Genomic DNA, 26,403 nt, shown 5'->3' on the forward strand with positions numbered 1-26,403 from the left:
GCGGCGATTCGGTCTAGTTACACGTAACAACACCGAAATATGGTTATTGAAATTGCATTTGTGTGTTTTTCACAATTGGCTATTTCTTTCGTGGGACGTACGCGCTGAAGGTGAACTGCCCCGTCCTGGAGGACGTGGCCTCCAGCCAGCCGCCGAGGTCGGAGACGCGTTCGGCCAGGTTCAGCAGGCCCTGTCCACCGTCTCCTGGGCGGCGCTGCGGGCGCACCCCGTCGTTCCTGATCGTCAGGCGGACGAGCTGGTCGCGTTCGAGGAGCTGGATGGAGCACTGGCGGGCCTCGGCGTGCCGCAGAACGTTCGTCACGCCTTCGCGCAGGGCGTGCGTGAGCGCCTCCTCCACGTCGCCGGGGAGGTCACGGCAGGACATCTTGACCTGGCAGCGGACCCGTCCGGACTCCAGGAGCGAGCGCGCGGAGCCCAGCTCCGCCGCCAGGGAGGAGCTGCGCAGGCCGTGGGCGACGGCCCGCACGTCGGCGGACAGGCTGCGCAGCAGCTCCAGCGTCTCGCACGCCTCGTCGTGCGCCCGGTTGTCGCCCTCGGCGACGAACCGCTGCAGGAGCTGCGCCTTCAGCACCAGGGCGGTGAGCCGGTGGCCGACCAGGTCGTGCAGGTCACGGGTGAAGCGGCGGCGCTCCAGGGCGACGGCCTCGCGCATGACCCCGGTACGCGCCTCGGTCAGCCGGGTGATCCGCTTGGCCAGCGTCACCAGCGCGTACTCGATGACGCCGATCAGCGGGGCGGCCAGCGCCCAGACGGGGTCGACCATCGTGCGCTCCGGCGCGGCCAGCATCACCGGGCCGCAGGCCAGCGCCAGCGCCACCAGCACGATCGAGCGGATCCGGCCCGCCGTCACCAGCAGCGCGCCCGACAGCAGGGCGCACACCGGGGTCCACGCCGCCCCGAACACCGTCAGCGGCAGGTACGTCAGCCACGCCTGCACGGCCACGATCCACCACGAGCCCGCCCGGCGTACCGGGGTCTCCATGACGAACTTGACGTGCAGCGTCAGCAGGACGAACAGCGTCACCCCGCCGGCGATCCCCGCCCCCGACCGCACCAGCCCGAGCTGGACCGGCACCGTCAGGCCGAGCATCGCCGCCGCCAGCCCGAGCGCGCCCAGCCAGCCGGGGTTCTTCAGTTTGGAACGTGCCCACACGAGTGCACGGTGTGTGCCCACCTCACCCCCGGTATGCGGTTGGATCGCCCGGTCGGGCCGTGTCGCGAGAGCGTGCCCGCCGTGGTCTCGCGTCTCCCTAATCGACCCGATCGGGCTCGTCCCTGTAAAGGTCGGTGCCGCTTTTGGACACCCATGACTTCCCGTCGGGCCGCCGGTTAACCAGACCGATCCGTTACCTCCCGCCCGGGGCCCGGACCATCGCGAGGCCGACTCTATGGTGGGCGTATGGAATACACCCGACTTGGCGACACAGGTTTGAAGGTCTCGAGGATCTGTCTGGGGATGATGAGCTACGGCGATCCCGCCAGGCAGGAGTGGGCGCTGGCACGCGAGGAGGCCGAGCCGATCATCCGCAGGGCGGCCGACGCGGGTGTGACCTTCTTCGACACGGCGGACGTCTACAGCCAGGGCGCGAGCGAGACCGTGACCGGCGAGGCGCTGCGCGCGATCTTCCCCCGCCGCGATGACTACGTGCTGGCCACCAAGGTCTACTTCCCCATGGGCAGGGGCGCCAACGACCGGGGCCTGTCGCGCAAGCACATCCACGCGGCCGTCGACGCCTCGCTCCGGCGGCTCGGCACCGACCACGTGGACCTCTACCAGATCCACCGGTGGGACGACGAGACGCCCGTCGAGGAGACCATGGAGGCGCTGCACGACGTGGTCAAGGCCGGCAAGGCCCGCTACATCGGCGCGTCGAGCATGTGGGCCTGGCAGTTCTCGAAGGCGCAGCACGTGGCCGAGCGGAACGGGTGGACGAAGTTCGTGTCGATGCAGAACCACTACAACCTCCTCTACCGGGAGGAGGAGCGGGAGATGCTGCCGCTCTGCGCCGACCAGGGCGTGGGCGTGATCCCGTGGAGCCCGCTGGCGCGCGGCGTGCTGGCCAGGGCCGGCTCGTCCGCGACGACCGCCCGGACGGGGTCCGACGGGCGCATCGACTTCCTGTACGACCCGGAGAACGACAAGGCGATCCTCGACCGCGTGGCGCAGGTGGCCGGGGAGCGCGGCCTGCCGTCCGCCCAGGTGGCGCTGGCCTGGCTGCTCCACCAGCCGGCCGTGACCGCGCCGATCGTGGGGGCCACGAAGGACCGCCACGTGGACGACGCGGTGGCGGCCGTGTCGGTGTCGCTCTCGGAGTCGGAGCTGGCCTTCCTCGGGGAGCCGTACCGCCCCCGTGAGGTGCGCTTCTGACAGTCCTGGATTGTCGGGGCCGACCTTTAGGGTTGTGCCATGCGGGCAAATGAGGAGGCGGCGTCGGCGCTGCAGGAATACGCGGAGCTGTTCGCGCTCTGCGGCGGCGACGCCTTCCGGGTGCGGAGCTACCAGAAGGCGGCCAAGGCCATCGCCGGGTTCCCCGAGGACATCTCGGTGGTCGACGTGCGCAACGTCCCCGGGGTCGGCGAGGCGATCGCCAAGAAGATGGAGGAGTTCCTGCAGCGCGGGAGCTTCCGGCAGCTCGACGACCTGCGCGGCCGGGTGCCCGAGGGCGTGCGCGCGCTGACCCGGGTGCCGTCGCTGGGGCCCAAGACGGCGATCATGCTGTTCGAGGACTTCGGCGTCGACTCCACGGTGGCCCTGCGCGAGGCGATCACCTCCGGCCGCCTCGACGGCGTCAAGGGCCTCGGCCCCAAGACGCTGGCAAACCTGCTCAAGGGCATCGAGCAGCTGGAGCAGTCCAGCCGCCGCGTCCACGTGGGCGTCGCCATGTCGCTGGCCGAGCAGGTGATGGCCTCGCTGGAGGCCGAGCGCATCGCGTACGCGGGGTCGCTGCGGCGGATGAAGGACACGATCGGCGACATCGACATCCTCGCGGTCGCGCCCGAGTCCATCATGACCGGCTTCCGCGCCCAGCCCTACGTCGCCGAGATCATCGCGGCGGGCGACAAGAAGACGTCGATCCGCACGACGTCCGGCATCCAGGTCGACCTGCGGGTGGTGCCCGCCGAGTCGTGGGGCGCGGCGATGCAGTACTTCACCGGCTCCAAGGAGCACAACGTCGCCATCCGGGAGATGGCGGTGAAGAAGGGCTGGAAGCTGTCCGAATACGGGCTGTTCGAGGGCGAGCGGGTGATCGCCGCCGCCGACGAGGAGGACATCTACGCCGCGCTCGGCATGCAGTACGTGCCGCCGCCGATGCGCGAGGACGGCGGCGAGGTCAAGGCGGCCCTGCGGGGCGAGCTGCCGGAGCTGGTGGAGCTGCGCGACCTGAAGGGCGACCTGCACACCCACACCGACCTGACGGACGGCATCGCGTCGCTGGAGGACATGGTGGCGGCCGGGCACGCCCGGGGCTACGCCTACTACGCGGTCACCGACCACGCCCCCGACCTGGCGATGCAGCGGATGACGCTGGACAAGGCGCTGGAGCAGCGGGGGCAGGTGGCCGCGCTGCAGCAGAAATATCCCGACATGCGGATCCTGCACGGCACGGAGCTCAACATCGCCCCCGACGGGTCGGTCGACTGGCCCGGGGAGGTGCTCGCCGGGTTCGACGTGTGCGTGGCCTCGGTGCACTCGCATTTCGGGATGTCGCGCGACGAGATGACCCGGCGCTTCATCGCCGCCTGCGAAAACCCGTACGTGGACATCATCGGGCACCCGACGACCCGCAAGATCGGCAAGCGGCCGTCCGTGGACGCCGACTGGGACGCGATCTTCCGGGTGGCCGCCCGCACCGGGACCGCCATGGAGATCGACTCCTTCCCCGACCGGTCCGACCTGCCGTCCGACCTGGTGCGGCTGGCCAAGCATCACGGGGTGAAGTTCTCGATCGACAGCGACTCGCACGCGATCCCGCACCTGGCCAACCAGCGGTTCGGGGTGGGGCTCGCGCAGCGGGCCTGGCTGACCACGGACGACGTCGTCAACACCTGGCCGCTGGAGCGGCTCCTGGTCTTCCTGGGGCGCTGAGCCGCACCACCGGCGGAAACGGTCAGGAAACGCCCGCCGCCCTACACCTGATCCCGGACGCAACGAAGGGATCATCACCATGAACCACACCGCAAAGGCCCGCCTGGCCTGCGCCGCGCTGACGTTGGCCATCACCGCCTCGCCCGCCGCCTCGCCCGCCGGCTCGCCCGCGACCGCCGCCACGCCGGAGGCGGGGGACCTGCAGCAGGCCCTCGACGCGCTCGCCCGGACCGGCGGGGTGGTGGGCACCATCGGGGAGCTCTACGTCGACGGCAGGCGCGTCGGCCGGGGCTCGGCGGGTTCGCGGCTCCTCGACGGCAAGGGCGGGCGGGTCCCCGCCGACTCCCGCTACCGGATCGGGTCGCAGACCAAGCGCCTGACGGCCACGGTGGTGCTCCAGCTGGTCGAGGAGGGCAGGCTGGGGCTGGAGGACAAGCTGAGCGACCTCCTGCCGGAGGTGGCGAGCCAGGACGCCGTGGAGCGGGCCGACGAGATCACGGTACGGCAGCTCATCCGGCACATGTCCGGCATCCCGAACTGGTTCACCCCCGACCTAGTCGACATCTACGACTTCACCACCTACTACTCGCCGATGGAGCTGGTGAAGAAGTCCCGCACCCAGCCGCGCACCGGGGAGCCGGGCGAGAAGTACTTCTACTCCAACACCAACTACATGCTGCTCGGCATGATCATCGAGAAGCTGACCGGCCGCTCGCTGGGCGCCGAGTTCGCCCGCCGGCTCTTCGTGCCGCTCGGGATGAGCCGTACGTACCTGCCGGTCAGGCCGCCGGAGGGCATCAAGGGCCCGCACGGGCACGGCTACAGCACCGACGCCGAAGGCAAGGTGCGCGACATGCACCGGCTCAACGCCAGCTACGGGTACGCCGCCGGGGGCGTGATCTCCACCGCCCACGACCTGAGCGCCTTCGATCGCGCCTTCTACCAGGGCAAACTGCTCCCGCCGGCCCTGCAGAAGCTGATCGCCGACCCGCCCGAGAGCGCCCCCACCCGGCCGCCCCTGTGCGGAGGCGACCCCGAGCTGCGGGCGAACGCGGGCGGCACCGCCGGCTTCACCGCCGTCACCTTCAGCTCCACCGACGGGCGCATCCAGTTCGCGACGTCCACCACGACGAGCGACCAGGACCCGGCCGTCATCGGCCAGGCCGTCAGCCAGGCGGCGGAAGCCGTCCTCTGCCCAGGCGAGTAAGGCCGGCCCCCGGTTGTGCGAGCGCACGCCGGGGGTAAGGGAGTTTGGAACGTTCCCGTACCGGTTGGACAGATTTTGGCAAGGGGGACGCCACAGGACAACCAGAAGAGATTAAATGGTTTACAGGTAGGAAATAGCTCTTACGGAGGCGGTGTCCATGGAGCAAGCGCTGGCGACGATCGTGAAGCCGCTGCCCGACCACCTGTTCAGGGTGCACGGCGCGAGCGCGGAGATGCGCTGGGAAGCCATGGCGGGGCAGGGGTACCACACTCCCAACGACCGGTTCTTCGTGCGGAACCACACCTCCACGCCGCTCATCGACGCCACGACCTGGCGGTTGCGGGTGCACGGGGCGAGCGTGCGGTATCCGCGCGAGTTCGGCTACGACGAGCTGCTGGCCATGCCGTCCCGCACGTTCGACCTGGCGATCGAGTGCGCCGGCAACGGCCGGCGCTTCTACGGCACGCAGCAGCACGACGCCGCGCCCGGCACGCAGTGGGGGCTCGGGGCGATCGGCGTGGCGCGGTGGCGCGGGGTGCCGCTGAGATCCCTGCTCAAGGCGGTCGGGGTGCTCCCGGGCGCGGTGGACGTGCTGGCCACGGGGCTGGACGCGCCGTTCGAGGGTTACGGGCACGTACGCCGCCCGCTGCCGATAGACAAGGCCATGGACGACGTGCTCGTCGCCTACGAAATGAACGGCGAGCGGCTGCCGCCCGACCATGGATTTCCGGTGCGGCTGGTGGTGCCGGGATGGGTGGGAATAGCGTCCATCAAATGGCTGGGTGAAATTGAAGTTTCACCGACGCAGATTTTCACACCGTGGAACACGGTCTTTTACCCGGACGTCACGACGCAGCCGGTGAAGAGCGCGTTCGAGCTCGCCTGGAATGCGCGCCTGCCCGTCTCCGGCCCGCACATCGTACGCGGACGGTCATGGTCCGGACGGGGCCGGATCGTCCGGGTGGAGGTCAGCTTCGACGCCGGGGTGAGCTGGCGGCCGGCCGAGCACCACGGACAGCACCTGGTCAGCGCGTGGCTGCCATGGCACATTTCATGGGCCCCCCGGCGCACGGGGGCGCACGTGCTCATGGCGCGCGCCACCGACGAGACCGGGGCCACGCAACCCCTGGTCACGCCGCGTCACCCGTTCGGCTACGACTTCGACGCGGTCGTGCAACATCCCATTGACGTGGTCAATGGATAGGTAATTGTCACCGACCGAGCCTGAGCTGGACATTCTCTAAAAGCTGGTACGGCGCACCTGAATTCATCTGAAAGACTCTCGCGGAAACCTTCCGGAAATCCCATCGTGTGATGCTGCACAGATCACGGGAAAAGGAGAGCAGATGCGCCAGCTGACCGCACTCGACGCCCAGTTCCTCAATGTCGAGACCGCGACCACGGCCGCGCACGTGGCCGGGCTGGCGATCCTCGACCCGGCCGACGGCGCGGTCAACCGGGACGCGCTGGCGGTGCTGCTCCTCGAACGACTCCATCTGTCGCCCGCGCTCAGCCTCCGCCTCGCCGAGGTGCCGCTCGGGCTGGATCATCCGTACTGGGCGGAGGACCCCGGGTTCGACCTCGGCAACCACCTGTTCGAGCTGACGCTGCCGGCTCCGGGGGACGACTGGCAGCTCGCGGACGCGGTGGCGGAGATCCACGCGCGGCGGCTGGACCGGGCGCACCCGCTCTGGGAGATGCACCTGATCAACGGGCTGGCCGACGGGAGGGTGGCCGTCTACACCAAGGTCCACCACGCCGCCATCGACGGCGTCTCGGGCGCGGAGACTCTCGCCACCCTGCTCGACCTCACCCCGGACGGCCACCTCAAACGGCGGGGCATCCCGACCGCGAACGCCGACCGCCCCCGCCGCCGCAAGACGACCGGCGCCGTCCACCTCGCGAACGGCGGCGGCCCCGCGCAGGCCCTGGCACGGCGCATTCCCGGGCTGCCCGCACAGGACGTGCCCAGCGTGGCCGGGATGCTGGCCGGGGCGGCCAGGCGGACGGCGACCCACCCCGTGCGGGCCGTCCAGTCGGTCGTCAGGGCGGCCGAGGACCTCGACGCCATCCCGCTCGCGGCGGGCATCCCGGGCGCCAGGCTGATCGCCAAGGCCGCACGGCTGGTCTCCGGCGACCGGCACGACCGCCCCGAGCTGCCCAGCCTCACCGTCCCCCGCACCCCGTTCAACGGGCCGATCAGCGCCGGCCGCCGCCTCTCGTTCGGCTCGCTGTCGCTCAAGGACGTCAAGAACGTCGCCAAGGCCCACGGCATGAGCGTCAACGACGTCGTCATGGCCCTGTGCACCTCGGCCCTGCGGTCCTGGCTGTGCGAGCGCGACGCGCTGCCGGAGGCGCCGCTGATCGTCGCCGTCCCCGTGGCGGTCCGCACGGCCGCGGCCAAGGAGCGGGTCGGCAACCAGATCTCCGCCATGGTCGCCCCCATGCCCACGAACGTCCCCGACCCCAAGGAGCGGCTCCAGGCCGTCGGCGCCGTCATGGGCCGGGCCAAGCGGCGTTTCGCGCTGGCCCCCGCGACCTGGCTGAGCGAGCTGTGCTCGGTGCTGCCCGCCCCGCTCACCAGCCTGGCCACCCCGGCGATCTTCCGGCTGGCGGGCCTGGCGTGCCCGCCCATCAACCTCATCATCAGCAACGTGCCCGGCCCGCAGTTCCCGCTCTATCTGTGCGGCGGAAGGGTGCTGTCGTACTACCCGCTGTCCGTGCTGACCGACCTGAGCGGCGGACTCAACATCACCTGCTTCTCCTACGACGGCATGCTCGACTTCGGCATCGTGGCCTGCCCCGAGCGGATGGACGACGTGTGGGGGCTGGTCGGCCACCTGCGCAAGGCGCTCGACGAGCTGCTAGACGAGCGAGTGGGCGATGAGTTCCGCGACGGCGTCGGGATCGATCTGGTGACCGGTTAGCTGGCAGAGGTTTTCCTGGTAGAGCAGGACGGCGGCGAACGTGGCCGCCGCCACCTCCAGCCTGGCCGCGTCGCCGCGCGCCCCGGGCAGCGCCAGCTCCAGCGCGAACCTGGCCCGGCTGATCAGCTCGCCGTTCAGCCGCCCGAGCCGTTCCTTGACGGAGCCGTGCGTGTCGGCCTCCCTGAACAGGATGCGCCGCATCGCCGGCGAGGCCCGCAGCGGCAGGCCGCGGGCGAGCTTGGACAGCGTCCGCGCCGGATCGCCAGGCACGGCGTCCACCTCCCGCCCCTCCTCGACCAGCGTGCGCTCGTCGACCAGGGCCACCAGGACGTCGATCTTGCGCGGGAAGTAGTGGAAGATCAGCCCTTTGGGCACTTTCGCGAGGCGCGCGATCACCGCGGTCGGGGTGGCCTCGTAGCCGCCGCCCGCGAACAGCTCCTCGGCCGCGTCCAGGATGCGCGTGCGCGCGTCACCGATCACCACAGCTCGCACCATAGCGGCAGCCGTGACTTCACCGCCATCCCGCGGAAGCGAGACCCCCCTGTCCACCCGGCGCCGATCGAGGGGGTGCCATCGGGCCTGTTCAGGGGAGGTGCGGATAATGGCGGGATGAGATCGATAGGCACGACGGACCTGTCCGTTTTCCCGATATCGCTTGGTACGAATGTCTTCGGCTGGACCGCCGACAAGGAGGCCGCCTTCGCCGTCCTGGACGCGTACGTGGAGGGCGGCGGCAACTTCATCGACACGGCCGACGTCTACCCGTACTGGGTGACCGGCGAGTCCACGTCAGAGATGATCATCGGCGAGTGGCTGCACGTCCGCCGCAACCGCGACTCGGTCGTGCTCGCCACCAAGGTCGGCATGCTGGAGGGCCTGACCGGGCTGGCCCCTGCGACCATCCGGGCGGGGGTCGAGGACTCCCTGCGCCGGCTCCGTACCGACTACATCGACCTCTACTGGGCACATGTGGACGACCACGACACGCCGCTGGTGGAGTCGCTGGCGACGTTCGACGCGCTGGTCCGCGAGGGCAAGGTCCGGCACGTCGGGGCGTCCAACTACGGCGCGGACCGGCTGGCCGAGGCCCTCAAGGTCTCCGACGACGAGGGGCTGACCCGGTACGTGGCGTTGCAGCAGCAGTACAACCTGGTCGAACGCGGCTACGAGGGCGAGCTGCGGGACGTGGTGGCCAGGGAGGGGCTGTCCAGCACGCCGTACTTCGGGCTGGCGCGCGGCTTCCTGACCGGCAAGTACGCGCCGGGGGTCACGATCGACAGCCCGCGGGCCGGGCTGGCGGCCGAGTACCTGCAGAAGGAGCACGGGCGACGGGCGCTGGAGGCGCTGCTCAAGGTGGCGGCCGAGCAGGAGGCGGCCCCGGCCACGGTGGCGCTGGCCTGGCTGGCCGCCCAGCCGACGATCGCCGCCCCGATCGCCAGCGCCAGGGATGTGGCGCAGCTCCAGCCGCTGCTGGCGGCCGCCGAGCTGACGCTGACGGACGAGGAGATCGCCCTCCTGAACGAGGCCTCCCGCAGCTGACCCACCGGCCCGCGGCAGGCCGCCCCGCCCGCCCCGTCCCCGCAGGCGGCGCGGGGCCACCGGCCGTCAGCGGGCGCGGTCGGACAGGGAGACGCACAGGGCGCGCAGGTCGGCGGCGTCCGGCAGGTGCTCGTCCATCACCGCCACCGCCGCCGCCACGTACCGCTCGGCCAGGGCCTGGGCGGCGGCCCGGCCGCCGGCCTCCTCGACGAGCCGGGCGGTGTGCCGTACGGAGTCCTCGTCGGAGACCCCGGCCGAGAGGAGGTCGGAGAGTTCGCGGGCGGCGGGGTGGTCGGCGGCCAGGGCCGCGAGGACGGGAAACGTCTTCTTGTCGCGCCGCAGGTCGGAGTGGACGGGCTTGCCCGTGACGCGCGGATCGCCCCAGATGCCCAGCATGTCGTCGACGATCTGGAAGGCCACCCCCAGATCGCGCCCGACCGCCCACATGCGGTCGGCGAGCTCGGGAGCGCCGCCCAGGGCCACCCCGGCCGCCGCGGCGGCCCCCAGCAGGCTGCCCGTCTTGGCCGCGACCATCTCCGTGTACTCGGCGATCGTGACCGCGTTGGGCCCGCGCCACGGCCGGTTCTCGAAGGCCATGTCCGCGGTCTGCCCGTTGACGAGCTCGACCAGCGCCGCCGACAGGTGCCTCATCGCCTCGGGCCGGCCCGCGAGCTGGTTGACGGCCAGGGCCAGGAGCGCGTCCCCGGTCAGGAGCGCCGGCCCCACCCCGTACGCCTTCCAGAGCGCCTCCCGGTGCCGCCGCCGCTCGTCGTGGTCGATGATGTCGTCGTGCGCCAGCGAGAAGGCGTGCACGAGCTCCACCGCCACCGCCGCCGGGAGCGCCGACTCGGCGGTGCCGCCCACGGCCTCGGCGCTGAGCATCGCGACGGCGGGCCGCACGCCCTTGCCGCCGTCCCCGTGATAGGGCCTCCCGTCGGCATCCGACCAGCCCAGAGCGAACGCGGCCATCCGGGCGCCCCACGGATGCAGCACCGAGACGGCCTCGCGAAGAGCCGGCTCAAGCAGACCCCGGCAGCGGGCCACAGCGCCGCCGCCCAAGGGATGGCTGAGATTCAAACGGTGCTCCTACCCAGGTACGATCTTGAATCTACATGCACAAGCATGTGATACTCCACCCATCGATTGACATTTGTCAGGGAATGTCCACGGCGTGAGACGGACACGGTACGCGATGGAGGAAGCACTCGTGGCGATTGGATGCCACCCCCTTCGCCCCAGAAGGGCCGCCGCCACCACCTCCCAAACTACGACAAAGCGGACAAACGCCTATTAATCACGATAAATAGCCGTCTATCTGGCTCCTAGTCGTCTCTGGCATTCGGATCGAGGATCGCCGCCATGTCGCACGCCACGGAACCCTCCGTGATCAGCCCGCAAATCGTCCCGTTTCATCGAGCCATCCCCCGGTTGGTGAAGGACCCGGTCGCCGAACTGGCCAGGATGGGCACCGAGGCCGCCGGCCAGGTCGTCCGGGTCGACCTCGGCCCCTTCCGCCCCTATCTGGTCTCGCACCCGGACCACGTCCAGCAGGTGCTCACGGCGCAGTGGAGCACCTTCACCCGCGACGGCATGTTCTGGCGGCCGGTACGACGCGTGACCGGCCGGGGCATCCTGCGCGAAGGTGACGAGTGGGTGACCGCCCGGAAAATTCTCCAGCCGCTCTTCACCGCCAGGTACACGGCCAACCTCGCCGAGGAGATGGCCGACGTCATCGCCGGCCGCGTCCAGGAGCTCGAGGTCCACGCGCGGACGGGCCGGCCGATCGACGCGGCCGACCAGATGACGGCGATCATCAACCAGGCCGTCGTCAAGGTTCTCTTCGGCGGTCGCATCTCGCGCGAGACCGCCGAGCGGCTGGCGCCCGAGTTCGCCGCCTGCGCCACGTCGATCGCCTTCCGGCTGCTCTTCCCGTTCGTGCCCTACTCCATCAAGGTCCCCGGCGATCGCACGTACCTGAGGGCCATGAACAACATCGACGAGATCGTCTACCCCCTCATCGAGCAGGCGCGCCGCGAGGGCGCGGGCGGCGGGGAGGGCGACCTGATCTCGGTGCTGCTGGCGGCCAGGATGGGGCAGGACGGCAAGGGGGACCTCCGGCAGGTCCGCGACGACCTGGTGAGCATGTACGCCACGGCGACGGAGACCACGGCGATGTCGCTGACCTGGCTGTGGGCGGTGCTGCACGAGCACCCCGCCGTCAGCGCCCGGCTCCACGAGGAGATCGCCGGCGTGGTGGGGCCGGGCCCCGTGCGGCCGGAGCACGTGTCCCGGCTCCCCTATCTCAACATGGTTCTGCAGGAGCTGTTACGGCTGTATCCGGCGGGCTGGCTCATCCCCCGCCAGGCGGTGACGGACACGGAGATCGGCGGTGTCCGGATCAAGGCCGGTTCGCAGGTTCTGATCAGCCCGTTCACCACCCACCGGCTGCCGGAGTTCTGGGAACGGCCGCTGGAGTTCGACCCCGAGCGCTGGGCCGGCGACGGCGCCGCGCCGAAGCATCGCTACGCCTTCTTCCCCTTCGGCGCGGGCCCGCACTCGTGCCTCGGCCAGAACCTGTTCCGCATCGAGGCCCCGCTGGTCATCGCCAACCTGCTGAGCAGGTACCGGCTGGTGGTGACCAATCCCCAGCCACTCACCGCCGTACCGGGAGCGTCGGCACGACCGAAAGAGCAGATCATGCTGCGACTGGTGCCGATCGAACGAAGCGCGCGATCATGAGCCACGGAAGCGTCACCGCCGGCGCGACGACGGACGTCGCCGCCCTCGCCGCCGAACTGATCGACAGCCTGATGCTCAGGCCATGGGGACAGGTCTCGCCGTCGGTCTACGAGACCGGCCGGGTGGTCGCGCTGGCCCCCTGGCTGACAGGTCACCGGGAGCGGATCGAGTACCTGACCGGCACCCAGCGCCAGGACGGCGCATGGGGCGCGCCCGACGGGTACGGTCTCGTACCGACCTTGAGCGCCACCGAGGCGATCCTGGCCTCGCTGGAGCGCCAGGACCCCGGCACGGACCCCGACCGCCTCGCCCAGGCGGCGGAGCGGGGGCTGCGGCTGCTCACCACGTGGCTGCGCGAGCCGCTCGACCTGCCCGACATGCCGGCGATCGAGCACATCGTGCCCTCGCTGGTGGCTCTCATCAACCGGCACCTGCAGAACCTGCCGGGCCACGCGCCGTTGCCGCTGCCCGAAGGAATGAGCTACGACGGCCTCCGGAAGGTGGCGTCGTGGATCGGCTCGGGGAACGAGATCCCGGAGAAGCTGCTCCACGCCCTGGAGGTCGCGGGCGACCAGGCCGGCGGGGCGCCCAGCGTCCGTCCGGCGGCCATCGGGACCATCGGCGCGTCACCCGCGGCCACCGCCGCCTGGCTGGGCGGGCGCGAGGCGGACGGTCCCGCCCGCGATCATCTGGAGGCGGTCGTCCGGCGTCATGGCGGCCCCGTGCCCGTCGGGCTGCCCATCACCGTGTTCGAGCGGGGCTGGGTGCTGAGCTGGCTGGTCCGCGCGGGCGTGCCGGTCGAGGTACCGCCGGAGATGGTGGCGGACCTCAGGGCGGCGATCGGCCCCGACGGGACGCCCGCGGGGCCTGGGCTGCCCGCCGACGCCGACACGACCTCCGTGGCGCTGTACGCGCTGGCGCTGCTTGGGGCGCCGCGCGAACCGGACAGCCTGTGGCGGTTCCGCTCCGGCACCCACTTCTCCACCTGGCCGGCGGAGCAGGGCGTCTCCGTCAGCGTCAACGCGCACGTGCTGGACGCCTTCGGCCAGTACGTGGCCTGCCGTCCCGACGCCGCGCCGCGCTACGAGCAGACGATTCGCGAGATGGCCGCCTGGGTCCGCGAGCGGCAGCGGCCGGACGGGAGCTGGACGGACAGGTGGCACGCCTCGCCGTACTACGCCACCGTCAGCTGCGCCCTGGCGCTCGGCTCCTTCGGCGGGGACGCCTCGGACGAGCCGGTGCGCGCCGCGGTCGAGTGGGTGCTGGAGACCCAGCGGCCGGACGGCTCCTGGGGCCGCTGGGACGGCACCGCCGAGGAGACCGCGTACGCGATGCAGACCCTGCTGCTGACCGCGGGCGGGACGGACCCGCGGCGGCTACGCGCCGTGGCGGCGGGCGAGGAGTACCTGGCGCGCTCGGCCGGCAAGGAACACCCTCCGCTCTGGCACGACAAGGATCTGTACGTGCCGCTCGCCGTCGCCCGGGCCGCGGTGATCTCCGCGGCGCACCTCGCCCGGCTGGCGCTGGAGCCGGGCGGTGCGCCGTTCTAGTCCGTGTACGCGTCCACGTCCTTGGCCAGCTCCTGAACGGTGTACGCGTGCGTGTCCCTGGCCATGTACCAGCCGCCGTTGAACGCGACGTTCCTGCGCTGGCCCTCCGCGATGCCCGCCAGTGGGGCGGGCAGCTCCTCGAGGGCGGCCAGGAACGCCGCGTGGAGCTCGGCGTAGTGCGCGAAGACCCGCTTGACGGCCGCCTCCGTGGGCAGCCCGGCGCGCTCCAGGATGAGGACGGAGCTCGGCTTGCCCTCGCTCCTCTCCCGTTCGAAGGTCCTGATGTCGTTGACGAGCCGCATGCAGGCCGCGCCGAGGGAGGTGACCCGGGCGATCGCGTCCCAGTGCCCGGCGTCGGCCGGAGCGGGCCCGCAGATCGCCAGGGCGGCGGCCCACCAGGTGGGGTAGAGGATCGTGAGGCTGCCGTTGGACACGTACTCGTCGTAGGCCGGCCAGGGCTCCTCGCCCGCCGCCCACCTGCGCTCGCGCATCATGGCGGCGCCTGCCAGTTCGAGCTGCTCCCGCAGGTTCGCCGCGTGCGCCGCGGCACCCGCGTGCCCGCGGAAGCGGGCGCACCACGCCTCCCAGACGCGCAGCCCTTGCCCGAGGGCGTCCTCCGCGTTAACGCGGGCCGGCTCGCCGGAAACCATTACACAAAGTTGCCGGAAAAAATCGGAGATGTCGTGATGGGACCACTGTCCCGCGATGTTGTCGGCGATGTCGTCGAAACCGAACAAGATCGTGATCATCGTCCCGAGATCGGCGATCTGTTCCGGGCGTGCCCGCGGGAACGTCGCCGCCGCGGACAGGCAGCTGAAGGCCAGCCGGCTTGCGCCGCTGTCACCGTCGGCGAGCAGGTTCGGGTACGGACGCACCAGCTCAGCGCCCTCGGGCACCGCGTCGAGCGCGGTCCGGAGCACGCTGCGCCGATCCTCCTCGGGAACGCCGGCGAGCTGGTGTGCTCCCTGGAGCAGACGATCAACGATGTCATTACTGATAGTGAAGTACGCAGGCGGGACTGGGTCGCTCACGTTGGAAGGATATCCACTTTGCGTACATTTGACTAATGTTGTCAAAAACGGGATATTTGTTGGCAAAGTGAATGCTGTTGCTTGAGGGGTACTCTGAGCTGCGCTAAGGTTCCTTGATCGACAGCGCCCGGTATGCCACTGCATGTCCTGGTGGTCAGCACACGAAATGACTTTCACAGGGTAGGTACAATGGGCTTCCGCAATACACGACTGCGGACCAAAGTCACGGCTCTGCTTCTCTCGCTCGCGGCGCTGTGGGCCTTCGCTGCGTGGGTCACCCTTCGCGAGGGCGTCAACCTGCTCTGGGTCTCCCAGCTCGACTCGAGCATCATCTCTCCCAGCGAGCCGCTTCTGGTCGAGCTCCAGAAGGAGCGCCGGGTCTCGGTCGTCAAGCTGAGCAACGCGGGCGTCCGGTCCCGTAAGGACCTCGAAAACCAGCGCAAGCAGACCGACCGCCTGCTCGCCACCTTCAAGGAGTCGGCGACCGCCGGCACGGTCGACCTCGCCCTGGACGACGAGGGAGCCAAGCGGCTCACCGACGTGCTCCAGGAGCTCAACACCCTCAAGCAGACCCGGCAGTCCATCGACGCGGGCCAGATGAACCGGCTCCAGGCGACGGCCACCTACGGCGAGATCATCGACTCCGTCTACAGCCTCTACGGCTCGCTGGCGACCCTCGACGACAAGGTCCTCGCCAAGGACATCCGCACGCTCCTCTCCCTGAGCCGGGCCCGCGAGGTGATCACCAGGGAGGACGCGCTCGTCGCCGGTGCGCTCACCGAGGGCCGGATGACCCCCTCGGAGCACGCGCAGTTCACGCAGACCGTTGGAGCCTGGCGGATCCTCGCCGACCAGGCCGCGGCCGAGCTCCCCGCGTCCGAGAAGGCCGCTTACGACAAGGTGGTCGAAGGCCAGTCGTTCACCCGTCTCAAGAACCTGGAGAACGCGCTGTCCCAGCAGGACCCGAGCATGGGGACCCTGCCGTTCGGCGCCGACCAGTGGAAGTCGACCACCGACCGGGCCCTGGCCGACCTCAACAACCTGGTGCTCACCGCGGGCGACCGCCTGGTCGAGCGGGCCACTCCGGTCGCCGTCAACGTGGTCGTCCGGCTGATCCTGGCCGGCGGCCTCGGGCTCATCGCGGTCGTCGCCTCGATCATCCTGTCCATCACCACGGCCCGCTCCCTGTTCGCCCAGCTCCAGAAGTTGCGTGACTCCGCGCACGAGCTGTCCGACGACCGGCTGCCCGGCGTCGTCGAGCGCATCGGCCGCGGCGAGGACGTCGACCTGGCCAAGGAGGCGCCCGACCTGGACTTCGGTGACGACGAGATCGGCCAGGTGGGCCAGGCGTTCAACACCGTGCAGCGCACCGCCATCAGCGTCGCCGCCGAGCAGGCCGAGCTGCGCCGCAGCATCCGCGACATCCTGCTGAGCCTGGCCCGCAGGACGCAGGGCCTGGTCCATCGGCAGCTCACCGTGCTCGACGTCATGGAGCGCCGCGAGACCGACCCCGAGGAGCTGAAGGAGCTCTTCCGGCTCGACCACCTCGCCATCCGCATGCGCCGCAACGCGGAGAACCTGATCGTCCTGTCCGGTTCGGCCCCCGCCCGTACGTGGCGCCGCTCGGTCCCCATGGTCGACGTCGTCCGCGGCGCGCTGGCCGAGGTCGAGGACTACACCCGCGTCACGCTCATGCCCATGGGCGACGTCGTGCTCGTCGGCCGCGCCGTCGGTGACGTCATCCACCTGCTCGCCGAGCTGATCGAGAACGCCGTGTCGTTCTCGCCGCCGTACACGAACGTGCAGGTCAGCGGCCAGCTCGTGGCCAACGGGTACGTGATCGAGATCGAGGACCGGGGCCTGGGCATGAAGCCCGAGGACCTGGAGTCCGCGAACGAGCGCATCGCGGACCCGCCCGAGTTCCGCATCACCGGCACCGCCCGGCTGGGCCTGTACGTGGTCAGCCAGCTGGCCAGGCGCCACGAGATCCAGGTGGTGCTCAAGCCGTCGCCGTACGGCGGGACGACGGTCGTGGTGCTGCTGCCGCAGGAGCTCGTACAGCTCGATCCCACGCCCGAGCCGCCGGACGGCGGCCGGCGCGAGCGGCTGCCGCGCAGGACGCCCGCCGTGGCCACCGCGGTGCGGCCGGTCACCGGGGAGAACGTGCGCACGCTCAAGCCCGCGCGCCCGGTCCCGGTCCCGGCACCCGTCCCCCAGCCTTCCCCCCCGGTCACCGCCGTGGAGACACAACCCGAAACGCCAGCCGAACCGGAGCAGATGCCTGTGACCGAGTTCACGTCGAACGGGCTGCCCCTCCGGGTGCCCCAGGCCAACCTGGCGCCAGCGCTGCGGGACGACACGCCCACGCAGCCCGACTTCGAGGAGGACGATGACGAGCGCTCGCCGGAGGAGATCCGCGCGATGATGGGATCCCTGCAGTCAGGCACCCGTCTTGGCCGCACCGAAGCCGCCAGGATGCTGGACGAGCAGTCGGGAGATGAGGCATGACCCCTACCTCCGGCACCGACCTGAACTGGCTGCTCGACGACCTCGTCGGCCGTGTCAAGGAGGTCGAGCACGCCATCGTGCTGTCGTCCGACGGTCTGCTGATGGCCTCGTCCGCCGCGTTGCAGCGGACCGACGGAGAGCACCTGTCCGCCGTGGCGTCCGGGCTCCAGAGCCTGGCGAAAGGCGTCTCGGACCACGTTTCCGGCGGCGCCGTGCGGCAGACGGTCGTGGAGTGGAAGAACCAGTTCCTCATCGTGACCATGGCGGGCGAGCGCGCCTGCCTGGCCGTGCTGTGCGCGCAGAACGCCGACATCGGGCTCGTCGCGTACGAGATGGCGATGATGGTGGCCCGCGTCGGCCAGTACCTCACCTCGGGCGCCCGCAACGCCGAGGCGGCCGCCAGGAGCGACCGGTGAGAGGCGCGGACGAACCTACGGATGAGCACTGGGTGGATCCGGAGATCATCCGGCCCTACGTGGTCACCCGTGGCCGCACGCAGCCCGCGCACGGCCGGTTCGACCTGATCTCCATGGCCCTGGCGGTGGGCCCGCCGCCGGGCCCCGACGCCGGGCTCGATCCGGAGCACCTGCGCATCCTCCAGCTCTGCCGCGAACCGAAGTCGGTCGCCGAGATCGCGGCATACCTCAACCTGCCGGCCGGCACGATCCGGGTGCTGCTCGGCGACCTGTTCGACCGCGAACTCGTCTCTGCCCAGGAACCACAATCCGAGGTGGACATGCACGACATGAAGATGTACAGGGCGGTGCTCGATGGCCTTCGTTCGCTCTGAGCGTCCGCGCCTGCCGACGGCGATCAAGATCCTGATCGCGGGCGGCTTCGGCGCGGGCAAGACGACGATGGTGGGCGCTGTCTCCGAGACCCGGCCACTGCGCACCGAGGAGGTCCTGACCGACCGCGGGATAGGCGTCGACGACCTCACCTCGGTGGAGGCCAAGCGCACCACCACGGTGGCGATGGACTTCGGCCGGATCACGCTGGGCAACGACTACGTCCTGTACCTGTTCGGCACACCCGGCCAGGAACGCTTCTGGTTCGTGTGGGACGAGCTCGCGGAGGGGTCGCTGGGGGCCGTCATCCTGGCGGACACGCGGCGCCTGGCCGACTGCTTCCCGTCGGTCGACTACTTCGAGCGGCGGGGGACGCCGTTCGTGGTGGCCGTCAACTGCTTCGAGGGATCGCCCTCGTTCGAGCTGGACGAGGTACGGCTGGCGCTCCAGCTCAGCCCCTCCGTCCCCATCATCCTGTGCGACGCCCGCAAGCGGGACTCCTCCCGCGAGGTCCTGATCGCCCTGGTCAAGCACTCGGCCCGGCTGCGCGCCGAACCGGTCGGCAGCTAGCGCGCGAACCCTGGGAGGCGCCGGCACGGCGCCTCCCAGGGCCTTTCAGCGGAAGCGATCCGTCGCGGCGACCATCTCCGACAACATGTCGGGCCCGCCGTGCCCCTCGTCGATGACCACGAGCTCGCTGCCGGGCCAGCGCCGGTGAAGCTCCCAGGCGGTCTCCAGGGGCCCGCTCACGTCGAGCCTGCCGTGGATGAGCACGCCCGGGATCCCCTCCAGCAGGTGGGCCCGCTCCACCAGGTCGCCCTCCTCCGGCAGAAAGCAGTCGTTGCCCCAGTAGTGGGTGACCAGCCGCGCGAACGTCATCCTGAAGACGGGGTCCTTGAACTGCGGGTTCGGCTGGTACTGCGGGTCGAGGCTCACGTGCGTGTCCTCCCATTCGCACCAGTCGCGGGCGGCCTGCTCGCAGGTGCTCGGGTCGTCCAGGAGCCTGGCGTAGGCCGCGGCCAGGCTCCCGTCACGGTCCTGCTCGGGCACCCCGTCGCGGAAGCGCTCCCACTCCCGGGGGAAGACCCGTCCCACGTCCCGGGTGATCCACTCGATCTCCTTGCGGCGCCCCGCCGTGACCGCGAGCAGGATCACCTCGCTCACCCGCTCCGGGTGCCGCTGCGCGTAGGCCAGGCTCAGCGTCGAGCCCCATGAGCCCCCGACCAGCTGCCACCTCTCGATGCCCAGGTGCTCGCGCAGGAGCTCCATGTCGGCGATGAGGTGCTCGGTGGTGTTGACCGACAGGTCGGTCTCCGGCAGCCCCGCGTCCGGCGTGCTGCGGCCGCACCCCCGCTGGTGGAACTGGACGATCCGGTACGCCTCGGGGTCGTGGAAGCGCCGCCAGTTCGCCGAGAAGACGGCCCCGGGACCGCCGTGCACGGTCACCGCCGGCTTGCCCGCCGGGTCGCCGCTGACCTCCCAGTAGATCTGGTTGCCGTCGCCCACGTCGAGCATGCCCTGGTCGTACGCCTCGATCGGAGAATACATAGGCGCAAAGGTAACGCCCTTCCGGCCGGACCGATCACCCGGACGAGGGCTCATGATGGGGTGGTGAACTACGTCGACACCTTGATCGCCGTGGCCGACGACTGTCCTGTCGAGAGCAGCGTGGTGCCCGCCCCGCGCGAAACGGACGACGAAGTGGGCGCGCTGCGTGCCGCCTTCTTCGCCAAGGACCAGGCCTGCCTGCGGGCCTCGCCGCTCCCCAAGAAGTACGGGTTTCGGCCTGCTGGCCGACGCCGAGGGTCGGCTGGCCGTGACGGACGGCCGCGGCGTCATGCTCGGCTCGGACAACGTCCGGATCGACGAGATCCACTCCCCCGATCACCGGATGTGGCGCGAGATCCTCAAGAACGCGGTCGATCAGAACGTCCCGACCAGCGCCGACACCACCGCATCGGTCGACAGGGAGCCGGGGCAGATCCGCCAGTCGCCTTCGTCGCCCGACCTGAGCACGGACCTGTGACGGCCGTCGCGCAACACGCCGACGGCCAACCGAGCCCCGCGTACGCCGAAGCTCTTGCCGCGCCGCCACCTGCCGAGGAGGGTCACGACGGTCACCTCGGTCACCAGCACGCATCCGCGTACATCGTCCGGCCAGGTCACCCGGGCCAGCTCCGTCCTGAGGTCGCCGGGGCCGAGCGGGGTCAGGGGGATGGCCAGGAGGGCGTCCGGCGGCAGCTCGGCCGGCGGGTCCAGGGGGTAGGCGACGCCGAGGTAGGTGTCGCGGTCGGTCAGGGCGTACACGCGGTGCGTGCCGTCCCACCCCTCGGCGTCGGCGTCGCGCGCGGCGGCGATCACCGCGGCCATCAACGCATCGTGATCGGCCACGGACGCATCATCCCGCTCGACGGGCCGGAGGGAAAGCGGTTCCTCCCGCGCCGGACCGGCGCCGGCGCGTCGGCGGCGACCGCGCCACCGCGGGGCCCGGGGAGCCCGCCGAGCGCGAGCGGCTGGGCGGCTTCCTGATCCGGTTCTCCCTGTTCGAGGCCATGATGAGCACGCTCGTCGCCGGGTGCCGGTCATGACCTGGATGTGGCCCCTTCCGCGTGGCGGGTGTCCGGGACGACGATGAGGCGGAGCCTGATCGTCGACGCTTGAGGTGGGTGATCACCTGATGGTGAGGTGCATGGTGGTGTAGTCGAAGGTGACGGCGTACGGCTTGAAGAACTCGTGGGTGAAGTTGGCGAGCAGGTCGAAGCCGAACTGCGCGGACTGGCCGGGCCCGGGAAAGCCGGGGAAGACCTTCTCGGCCGCGTGGCCGCGCACGTCGCGGCCGACCGCCCGGCCCAGGCTGATCCGGTCGGCCGTGATCGGATAGATCTTGTTCCCGGCCTGTTCGATGGGATGGTCGTAGTCCACCGTGATGCCGCCCACCCGTTCGGCGATCTCCACCGTCGTGTCGAGGCCGCTGCCGATGCCGCCGGTGTCGAGGGTGACCATCCGCGGCCCGTGGTCGCCGAGGCTGCCCAGCGTGCAGGGGAAGTGGTCGCCGGCCAGCCACAGCGGCAGCCGGTCGGTGACGTGCGTCCGGGGCGCGGCCGTGCTCTTGGGGCGCAGGGTCAGGGCGCGGCCGGCGTAGTTCATCGTGGTCAGGAAGTGGTAGAAGATCGTCGTTCCGAACGCGCCCGCCGCCGGCGTCCCGTCCGGCAGGGCCGGCCGCCGCGCGTCGCTCCACTGCACGGGCAGGTTGCGGATCTCGATGCCGCCGACCTTGAACGAGTCCAGCACGCCCAGCCACATGGTGATGGGCCGGTTGTCGGCCACCCCTCCCGACAGTTCGGCCACCGCGCGCATACCCGCCTCTTCCGCCACCTCTTTGGACAGATCGAGCGTCGCGTACGTGTCGAGCCAGTACTTCCCCGGCTTCCCGTTCACGACGGCTTCGACGGCGGGCACGGGATCCAGGGTGACGAAGGGCACGTGCGCGCTCCGCTCCCCATGGATCTGCCACGGCCTGCCACTGATGTGCGAGTACAGCTCGGCGAACGCCTTGTCGCGGGGACGGCCGGTGCCCTTCAGCAGCGGGATCGCCGGGGCGAGCCGATCTTGCCGGACGAAGCACTCGGCCAGCCGCTGTGCCGGGGCGACGTCGCCGGGCCGCAGGGCGACGGCCTTGGACAGGTGCTTCTCCGCCTCGCCGAAGCGGTTGGACAGCAGGGCGAAGTAGCCGACCTGGGCCAGGGCGTGCGCGTCGCCCGGGTCCTCGCGTAGCCGGCGCCGGTAGCCGCGTTCGGCCGCGGCGAACCTGCCCTGCTTGAAGAGCTGATCGGGGTCGTCGGCCGCGGCCGCGCCCGGGGCGGAGTCCAGCAGGGGAAGGAGCGCGCCCGCGGCCACGGTCAGGCCCGTTCGCCGCAGGAACGCGCGGCGGCTGGGGTCGTGGAAATCGACGGTTCGAGGGGGCATGCCAGGGTTCCTCACGTCGTGCTCGGGAGCCGCCGAACGGACTCACGGCGGCCATGAGAGCAGCCAACCCGCAGGCGCGTTTCCCCGGCGTTTCCCGTGCGAAGCCCCCGGCGCCGTCCCCGCGAGGTCGGGCGGTATCGCCTGATCGCCGAGCCGGGGCGGGAGTGAGGCTCAGCGCAGGGTGGCCGTGAAGGTGCGGCCGTAGGCGTGGCGGGTCGTCGCCTGGATCAGGGTGCCACCCGGCACGCGCCGCACCGTCACCCCCTCGTCGGCCGTGACGAGCCTGAGGGGCGCGCCGGGCAGGACGACGCTGACGTGGTCGCGGCCCATCGTGGGGTCGGACAGGGCGACGAGCGTGCGCTCGCCGGACTTGACGATGACCGAGGCGGGGCCGTCGACGATCAGGTGCCCGGCGTGGCGGGGGCCGTCGGTGAAGACGTTGGCGGCGACGATCCCCAGCGTCCTGTGCCTGACGGCCTGCACGTGCCGGTCGTTCGCCAGGACGGTCAGCGGGCCGTCCGTGTAGCGGCGCAGGCGGGCCTCCGTGGCGTTCGGGACCAGGGCGTAGGCGAGGGCGGGGACCTCGCCGGAGGCGGGGTGGGCGATCGAGGCGGTGAAGACGTTCTTGGTCACGGCGGTGTCGGGGTTGGACGTACGCACGACTCTGCGGCTGCGGGTCACCGTCTCCAGCCCGGCCGCGACGGCCTGCCTGGTGAGGAAGGCGTAGCCGATCGCGGTGGCGCGGGTGTCGTTGGCGTAGCGCAGCCAGCGCGGCGGCGTGGTGTCGCCCGGCCGCCAGGCCCGGCCGCCCCAGCTCTCGCCGGTGAGCGCGACCGCGTCGCCCGGCGCGGCGATGCGGCTGTCCACGGTGGTCACCGCGTCGCGGCCGCCCTGGCCGGAGACGCCCGCGGCCAGCACCACGATCTCCTCGTCGAACATGAACCAGGACCTGGTCGCGCGGGAGTTGCGGTAGGCGACGAAGTCGTCGGGCAGGGTGCCCGCCTGCTTGGCGGTGTAGGCGACGTCGTCGGACTGGACCATGCCGGCCGCGCCGTACGCGCCGAGCGTCGCGCCGCCCGAGAAGGCGTTCCCGGCGCGGGGGAAGTACACGTAGGTGTTCTGGGACTCCGAGGAGGAGGTGAAGTTCAGCGGGTGCCCCGGGTTCTCGTACCAGAACCGGCCGTACAGGTCGGGCACCGTCCGCCGCTCCTCCACCGGCGCGGTGATCCCGGCCAGCCGGTACGGCGAGACGGCCGTGTAGTAGTCGACGCCGAAGACCTCGCGCTGGTCCTCGCCCGCGAGGTAGAGGTAGTGCGCGCCGTCGCCCTGGAACCAGGGCATGAGGTTCTCGCCGTTCATGTACTCGTACTTGCTGATCCGCGCGGAGCTGCGCGCGAGCGCGAAGGCGTAGCCGGGGCGGCGGTGGACGGTCCTGTCCATGGAGTTGAACGCCACGCAGCGCTCGGCCGGGTTCAGGTCGGCGGCCGGGATGGCGGAGTCGGCGCGGATGGCCGCGTAGCGGGCGAGGCTGACCGGGGAGACGAAGGCGGCCGTGTCGGCGGCCGGCAGGAACCTGACGTACTTCTTCAGCGCGAGCGCCTCGGCGCTCCCGACGTGGTCGGCCAGGTCGGCGATGGCCTCCACGACCACCCCGACGTCGGCGTAGCCGGTGGTGGTGCGCGAGACCGCCCGTCCCTTGACGATCTCCATCATCCACCCCTCGAAGATCAGCGGGGCGAAGCCGTCGGCGACCCAGCGGTAGACCACGCCGGCCAGGTCCGAGGCGCCGTCGCCCGTCGCGCCCTCGAGCGTCTTGAGGGTCTGGACGACGCGGGTGAGCAGGGCCTTCCCGTACGAGCCGGTGTAGGCGACCGAGTGGTGCTGGATGAAGGAGCCGTCGCGGTAGTAGCCGTCGGTGTTGCCGTGCTGGAGGTCGTACGGGTCGATCGTGGCGAAGACGGTGGCCTGGTCGGAGATGGCCTTGCCGACGCGGGCGTCGTCGCCGGTGAGCGCGCCCTGCAGGATCCGGTTGGCGGTGAGGTCGGCCAGGTTCGCCCCGGTGTGGAAGCGCGAGTCGAGGTCGACGTCGCCGTTCTTGCCGTTGCGCAGGTAGGCGTCCATCGAGGCGAGGTACGTCGCCGTCAGGCCGGGCCGGTCCTCCCGCACCCGTTCGGCCAGCAGGGCCAGCGTCCTGCTCACGTGGGTGGGGATGCCGATCTCCCAGTTGTGCCAGTTGCCGTAGTAGCCCGCCGCCTGGTCGCCGAAGTAGCGCTCGTGCAACCACTGCAGGCCGTCGAGGACCCGCCGCTGGGCGGCGGCGTCACCGTCGAGCTGGCCGCCCGGCGTGCGGGTCGCGAGCGCGATCTCGTACAGGTACTGGTAGGCCAGCCGCAGGTTGGCGTCGTCGGTGCCGAGCTTCAGCCCGGAGAACAGCTCCCCGGCGCCCGCCTGGTCCAGCGCGGTCAGCCGCTGCCGGGCGGTCCCGGTGATCGACGCGAGCTTGGCGGCGACCTCGGGCCAGGCGTTGACGTCGGGGGTGCCCGCGAGCATCGCCACCGTGTTGGCGATCAGCCGCGCGTGATCGATCCCGGCGGCGGCGCGAGAAGGGGTGGCCGCGGCGAGCAGACCGGCGGCGGGGAGCAGGGAGAGAACCTGGCGGCGGGACATGTGCGGCACGGCGAGCTCCAGGCCGTTGGGGGGATATGCCGGGCTCACCCTACATGATCTCTTTCGTCCCTCCAGGGAAGGCGAAGCCCGTGATTCCAGGGGTGTCGGCGGCCCGGCGGCGCGGGCCGCCGGGCCGGACCGTCAGGGTTTGGCGAGACCGAGGGTGACCGGCAGGGACAGCGGGCCGATCGTGAAGAACGACGGGGAGTACGGGATGTCGTCGGGGTCGATCGCGAGGCCGAGCTCCGGCAGCCGCCGGTACAGCGTGGCCAGCGCCAGCCGGCTCTCCAGCCGGGCCAGCGGCGCCCCGATGCAGTAGCGCGGGCCGTGGCCGAAGCCGAGGTTCCCGGTCTGCGCGCGGGTGATGTCGAACTCGTCCGCGTTCTCGCCGAACTCCGCCGGGTCGACGCCGCTGGCCTGGTAGACCACGCCCACCGCCTTGCCCTTGGGGATGCGCACCCCGGCGATGGTCACGTCCTGCGCCGTGAACCGGAAGCTGGTCATCATCACCGAGTGGCGGTGGCGCACGGTCTCCTCGACCACGTCGGCCCACCGGTCCCCCGCCTTGGCCAGTTCGAGCTGGCCGGGGTTGCGGGCCAGCGCCACGATGGCGTACCCGAGCAGGTGGACGGTGGTCTCGTGGCCGGCGACGAGCATGATCCACAGTACGCCGACCAGCTCGTCGGTGGTGAGCTTGTCGCCCTCGTCGCGGGCCTGGACCAGGCCGGAGGTGAGGTCGTCGCCCGGTTCGCGCTGCTTGCGCTCCACCAGCTCGTGCAGGAACGCCTGGAGCTCGTTCTGCGTCGCGAACGCCACCTCCGGCGGAGTGGTGTGGGCCAGCAGCGTGGAGGTCCAGTTCCGCAGGCGGAGCCGGTCCTCGGCGGGGATACCGAACAACTCGCAGATCACCCACATGGGCAGCGCCTCGGTGAAGGCGGGCACCAGGTCGACGCCGTCGCCGGCGGCCACCACGTCGTCGAGCAGCTCGTCGATGATCTGCTGGATCCGCGGCTCCAGCGCCTGCACCCGGCCCGGCGTGAACGCCGTGCTGATCAGGCCGCGCAGGCGCCTGTGGTCGTCGCCGTCCATGGTGGACAGGTGACCGCCCTGGATGATGGCGCGCAGCGGCCAATCCTCGGGGATCGATCCGTCGTGCAGAGCGGGCCAGTGCCGGGGATCCCGGAGAAAGGTCCGGTTGTCCCCGGCGAGGATCTCCCGCACGGCCTTGTGGGTCAGGGCCAGGTAGGCGGGCACGCCCCCTGGGAACTCCACCTCGACCACGGGAGCGATCTCCCGGAACCGGATGCAGGTGTCGAGCGGGTTCTCGTCCACGGCGGGGAACGAGGGGAGATTCGACGTCATTTGCCGCCCTT

21 protein-coding genes and 1 pseudogene are annotated in these 26,403 nt (G+C 70.9%); 13 read left to right on the plus strand and 9 right to left on the minus strand.

The genetic code is table 11. From position 1 onward, the window contains the following. Window positions 1–79: 79 nt before the first annotated feature. Window positions 80–1,174, minus strand: a complete 1,095-nt coding sequence (locus ABZS69_RS12935; RefSeq protein ID WP_355370398.1) for a histidine kinase — start codon at window positions 1,172–1,174, stop codon at window positions 80–82. Window positions 1,175–1,420: 246 nt separating this feature from the next. On the opposite strand from ABZS69_RS12935, the gene ABZS69_RS12940 reads away from it, so the two are divergent. The 5 genes from ABZS69_RS12940 (at window position 1,421) to ABZS69_RS12960 (ending at window position 8,242) form a co-directional block, all read left to right on the plus strand. Further along, window positions 1,421–2,389: an aldo/keto reductase gene (locus ABZS69_RS12940; protein WP_355370401.1), complete on the plus strand. Its 969-nt coding sequence runs from the start codon at window positions 1,421–1,423 to the stop codon at window positions 2,387–2,389. A 39-nt stretch (window positions 2,390–2,428) separates the two neighbouring features. Further along, window positions 2,429–4,108, plus strand: coding sequence for a DNA polymerase/3'-5' exonuclease PolX (polX, locus tag ABZS69_RS12945; RefSeq protein ID WP_355370404.1), 1,680 nt, complete (start codon window positions 2,429–2,431; stop codon window positions 4,106–4,108). Window positions 4,109–4,187: 79 nt separating this feature from the next. Then, window positions 4,188–5,315, plus strand: a complete 1,128-nt coding sequence (locus ABZS69_RS12950) for a serine hydrolase domain-containing protein (RefSeq protein ID WP_355370407.1) — start codon at window positions 4,188–4,190, stop codon at window positions 5,313–5,315. Between the two features lie 157 nt (window positions 5,316–5,472). Then, on the plus strand, window positions 5,473–6,519 hold the full coding sequence (locus tag ABZS69_RS12955; RefSeq protein WP_355370409.1) for a sulfite oxidase: 1,047 nt from the start codon (window positions 5,473–5,475) through the stop codon (window positions 6,517–6,519). A gap of 142 nt (window positions 6,520–6,661) precedes the next feature. Beyond that, window positions 6,662–8,242, plus strand: coding sequence for a wax ester/triacylglycerol synthase family O-acyltransferase (locus ABZS69_RS12960; protein ID WP_355370412.1), 1,581 nt, complete (start codon window positions 6,662–6,664; stop codon window positions 8,240–8,242). Here ABZS69_RS12960 and ABZS69_RS12965 read toward each other — a convergent pair. Further along, on the minus strand, window positions 8,180–8,725 hold the full coding sequence (locus ABZS69_RS12965) for a TetR/AcrR family transcriptional regulator (RefSeq protein ID WP_355370415.1): 546 nt from the start codon (window positions 8,723–8,725) through the stop codon (window positions 8,180–8,182). The two genes, ABZS69_RS12960 and ABZS69_RS12965, sit on opposite strands and share 63 nt — an antisense overlap. Before the next feature lie 126 nt (window positions 8,726–8,851). Between ABZS69_RS12965 and ABZS69_RS12970 the strand changes: the two genes are divergently transcribed. Further along, a complete protein-coding gene (locus ABZS69_RS12970; RefSeq protein WP_355370418.1) occupies window positions 8,852–9,781 on the plus strand; it encodes an aldo/keto reductase in 930 nt (309 codons plus the stop codon). 66 nt (window positions 9,782–9,847) lie between these two features. Here ABZS69_RS12970 and ABZS69_RS12975 read toward each other — a convergent pair whose 3' ends face one another. Further along, complete coding sequence (locus ABZS69_RS12975; protein WP_355370420.1) at window positions 9,848–10,858, minus strand: polyprenyl synthetase family protein; 1,011 nt, start codon at window positions 10,856–10,858, stop codon at window positions 9,848–9,850. A gap of 282 nt (window positions 10,859–11,140) precedes the next feature. Here ABZS69_RS12975 and ABZS69_RS12980 point away from each other — a divergent pair, with 282 nt between their 5' ends. Both ABZS69_RS12980 and ABZS69_RS12985 read left to right on the plus strand, forming a co-directional pair. After that, window positions 11,141–12,520 carry a cytochrome P450 gene (locus ABZS69_RS12980; RefSeq protein WP_355370423.1) on the plus strand — a complete coding sequence of 460 codons (1,380 nt, stop codon included), beginning with the start codon at window positions 11,141–11,143 and terminating at the stop codon, window positions 12,518–12,520. Continuing rightward, window positions 12,517–14,070 carry a prenyltransferase/squalene oxidase repeat-containing protein gene (locus tag ABZS69_RS12985; RefSeq protein ID WP_355370426.1) on the plus strand — a complete coding sequence of 518 codons (1,554 nt, stop codon included), beginning with the start codon at window positions 12,517–12,519 and terminating at the stop codon, window positions 14,068–14,070. Before ABZS69_RS12980 ends, ABZS69_RS12985 begins: the two co-directional genes overlap by 4 nt. Here ABZS69_RS12985 and ABZS69_RS12990 read toward each other — a convergent pair. Beyond that, on the minus strand, window positions 14,067–15,101 hold the full coding sequence (locus ABZS69_RS12990; RefSeq protein ID WP_355370428.1) for a terpene synthase family protein: 1,035 nt from the start codon (window positions 15,099–15,101) through the stop codon (window positions 14,067–14,069). The two genes, ABZS69_RS12985 and ABZS69_RS12990, sit on opposite strands and share 4 nt — an antisense overlap. A 189-nt stretch (window positions 15,102–15,290) precedes the next feature. Here ABZS69_RS12990 and ABZS69_RS12995 point away from each other — a divergent pair, with 189 nt between their 5' ends. Genes ABZS69_RS12995 through ABZS69_RS13010 form a run of 4 tightly spaced genes read left to right on the plus strand, consistent with a single transcriptional unit; the run spans window position 15,291 to window position 18,967 of the window. Beyond that, the gene (locus tag ABZS69_RS12995) at window positions 15,291–17,609 is read left to right on the plus strand and encodes a nitrate- and nitrite sensing domain-containing protein (protein ID WP_355370431.1); all 2,319 of its coding nucleotides are present in this window, start codon (window positions 15,291–15,293) and stop codon (window positions 17,607–17,609) included. Beyond that, window positions 17,606–18,025: a roadblock/LC7 domain-containing protein gene (locus tag ABZS69_RS13000; RefSeq protein WP_355370433.1), complete on the plus strand. Its 420-nt coding sequence runs from the start codon at window positions 17,606–17,608 to the stop codon at window positions 18,023–18,025. The genes ABZS69_RS12995 and ABZS69_RS13000 overlap by 4 nt, the downstream gene beginning before the upstream one ends. Next, on the plus strand, window positions 18,022–18,399 hold the full coding sequence (locus ABZS69_RS13005) for a DUF742 domain-containing protein (protein ID WP_355370435.1): 378 nt from the start codon (window positions 18,022–18,024) through the stop codon (window positions 18,397–18,399). The genes ABZS69_RS13000 and ABZS69_RS13005 overlap by 4 nt, the downstream gene beginning before the upstream one ends. Then, entirely contained in the window at window positions 18,380–18,967 is a 588-nt protein-coding gene (locus ABZS69_RS13010) for an ATP/GTP-binding protein (RefSeq protein ID WP_355370437.1), read from the plus strand. Before ABZS69_RS13005 ends, ABZS69_RS13010 begins: the two co-directional genes overlap by 20 nt. Before the next feature lie 45 nt (window positions 18,968–19,012). Here the strand turns inward: ABZS69_RS13010 and pip are convergent, their stop codons facing one another. Then, window positions 19,013–19,945, minus strand: a complete 933-nt coding sequence (gene pip / locus ABZS69_RS13015; protein ID WP_355370439.1) for a prolyl aminopeptidase — start codon at window positions 19,943–19,945, stop codon at window positions 19,013–19,015. A gap of 153 nt (window positions 19,946–20,098) precedes the next feature. Between pip and ABZS69_RS13020 the strand changes: the two are divergent. Continuing rightward, window positions 20,099–20,167 (plus strand): annotated as a pseudogene (locus ABZS69_RS13020) (hypothetical protein); the annotation flags it as partial. Window positions 20,168–20,320: 153 nt separating this feature from the next. Here ABZS69_RS13020 and ABZS69_RS13025 read toward each other — a convergent pair. The 4 genes from ABZS69_RS13025 to ABZS69_RS13040 all read right to left on the minus strand — a co-directional run bounded on the left by ABZS69_RS13025 (window position 20,321) and on the right by ABZS69_RS13040 (window position 26,392). Then, on the minus strand, window positions 20,321–20,788 hold the full coding sequence (locus tag ABZS69_RS13025; RefSeq protein ID WP_355370664.1) for a hypothetical protein: 468 nt from the start codon (window positions 20,786–20,788) through the stop codon (window positions 20,321–20,323). A 279-nt stretch (window positions 20,789–21,067) separates the two neighbouring features. Continuing rightward, window positions 21,068–22,363 carry a tetratricopeptide repeat protein gene (locus ABZS69_RS13030; protein WP_355370442.1) on the minus strand — a complete coding sequence of 432 codons (1,296 nt, stop codon included), beginning with the start codon at window positions 22,361–22,363 and terminating at the stop codon, window positions 21,068–21,070. Between the two features lie 171 nt (window positions 22,364–22,534). Beyond that, on the minus strand, window positions 22,535–25,078 hold the full coding sequence (locus ABZS69_RS13035; RefSeq protein WP_355370445.1) for a polysaccharide lyase family 8 super-sandwich domain-containing protein: 2,544 nt from the start codon (window positions 25,076–25,078) through the stop codon (window positions 22,535–22,537). A gap of 93 nt (window positions 25,079–25,171) precedes the next feature. Continuing rightward, entirely contained in the window at window positions 25,172–26,392 is a 1,221-nt protein-coding gene (locus tag ABZS69_RS13040) for a cytochrome P450 (protein ID WP_355370447.1), read from the minus strand. Between the last annotated feature and the right edge of the window lie 11 nt (window positions 26,393–26,403).

Source organism: Nonomuraea sp. NPDC005650 (assembly GCF_040605375.1).
In the GTDB taxonomy this organism is placed as follows: domain Bacteria; phylum Actinomycetota; class Actinomycetes; order Streptosporangiales; family Streptosporangiaceae; genus Nonomuraea.

Excerpts from the sequence above, each read along its gene's own strand:
- ABZS69_RS12940 (WP_355370401.1), top strand. The coding sequence starts at position 1,421 with ATGGAATACACCCGACTTGGCGACACAGGTTTGAAGGTCTCGAGGATC.
- polX (WP_355370404.1), top strand. The coding sequence starts at position 2,429 with ATGCGGGCAAATGAGGAGGCGGCGTCGGCGCTGCAGGAATACGCGGAG.
- ABZS69_RS12950 (WP_355370407.1), top strand. The coding sequence starts at position 4,188 with ATGAACCACACCGCAAAGGCCCGCCTGGCCTGCGCCGCGCTGACGTTG.
- ABZS69_RS12955 (WP_355370409.1), top strand. The coding sequence starts at position 5,473 with ATGGAGCAAGCGCTGGCGACGATCGTGAAGCCGCTGCCCGACCACCTG.
- ABZS69_RS12960 (WP_355370412.1), top strand. The coding sequence starts at position 6,662 with ATGCGCCAGCTGACCGCACTCGACGCCCAGTTCCTCAATGTCGAGACC.
- ABZS69_RS12970 (WP_355370418.1), top strand. The coding sequence starts at position 8,852 with ATGAGATCGATAGGCACGACGGACCTGTCCGTTTTCCCGATATCGCTT.
- ABZS69_RS12980 (WP_355370423.1), top strand. The coding sequence starts at position 11,141 with ATGTCGCACGCCACGGAACCCTCCGTGATCAGCCCGCAAATCGTCCCG.
- ABZS69_RS12985 (WP_355370426.1), top strand. The coding sequence starts at position 12,517 with ATGAGCCACGGAAGCGTCACCGCCGGCGCGACGACGGACGTCGCCGCC.
- ABZS69_RS12995 (WP_355370431.1), top strand. The coding sequence starts at position 15,291 with ATGGGCTTCCGCAATACACGACTGCGGACCAAAGTCACGGCTCTGCTT.
- ABZS69_RS13000 (WP_355370433.1), top strand. The coding sequence starts at position 17,606 with ATGACCCCTACCTCCGGCACCGACCTGAACTGGCTGCTCGACGACCTC.
- ABZS69_RS13010 (WP_355370437.1), top strand. The coding sequence starts at position 18,380 with ATGGCCTTCGTTCGCTCTGAGCGTCCGCGCCTGCCGACGGCGATCAAG.
- pip (WP_355370439.1), bottom strand. The coding sequence starts at position 19,945 with ATGTATTCTCCGATCGAGGCGTACGACCAGGGCATGCTCGACGTGGGC.
- ABZS69_RS13030 (WP_355370442.1), bottom strand. The coding sequence starts at position 22,363 with ATGCCCCCTCGAACCGTCGATTTCCACGACCCCAGCCGCCGCGCGTTC.
- ABZS69_RS13040 (WP_355370447.1), bottom strand. The coding sequence starts at position 26,392 with ATGACGTCGAATCTCCCCTCGTTCCCCGCCGTGGACGAGAACCCGCTC.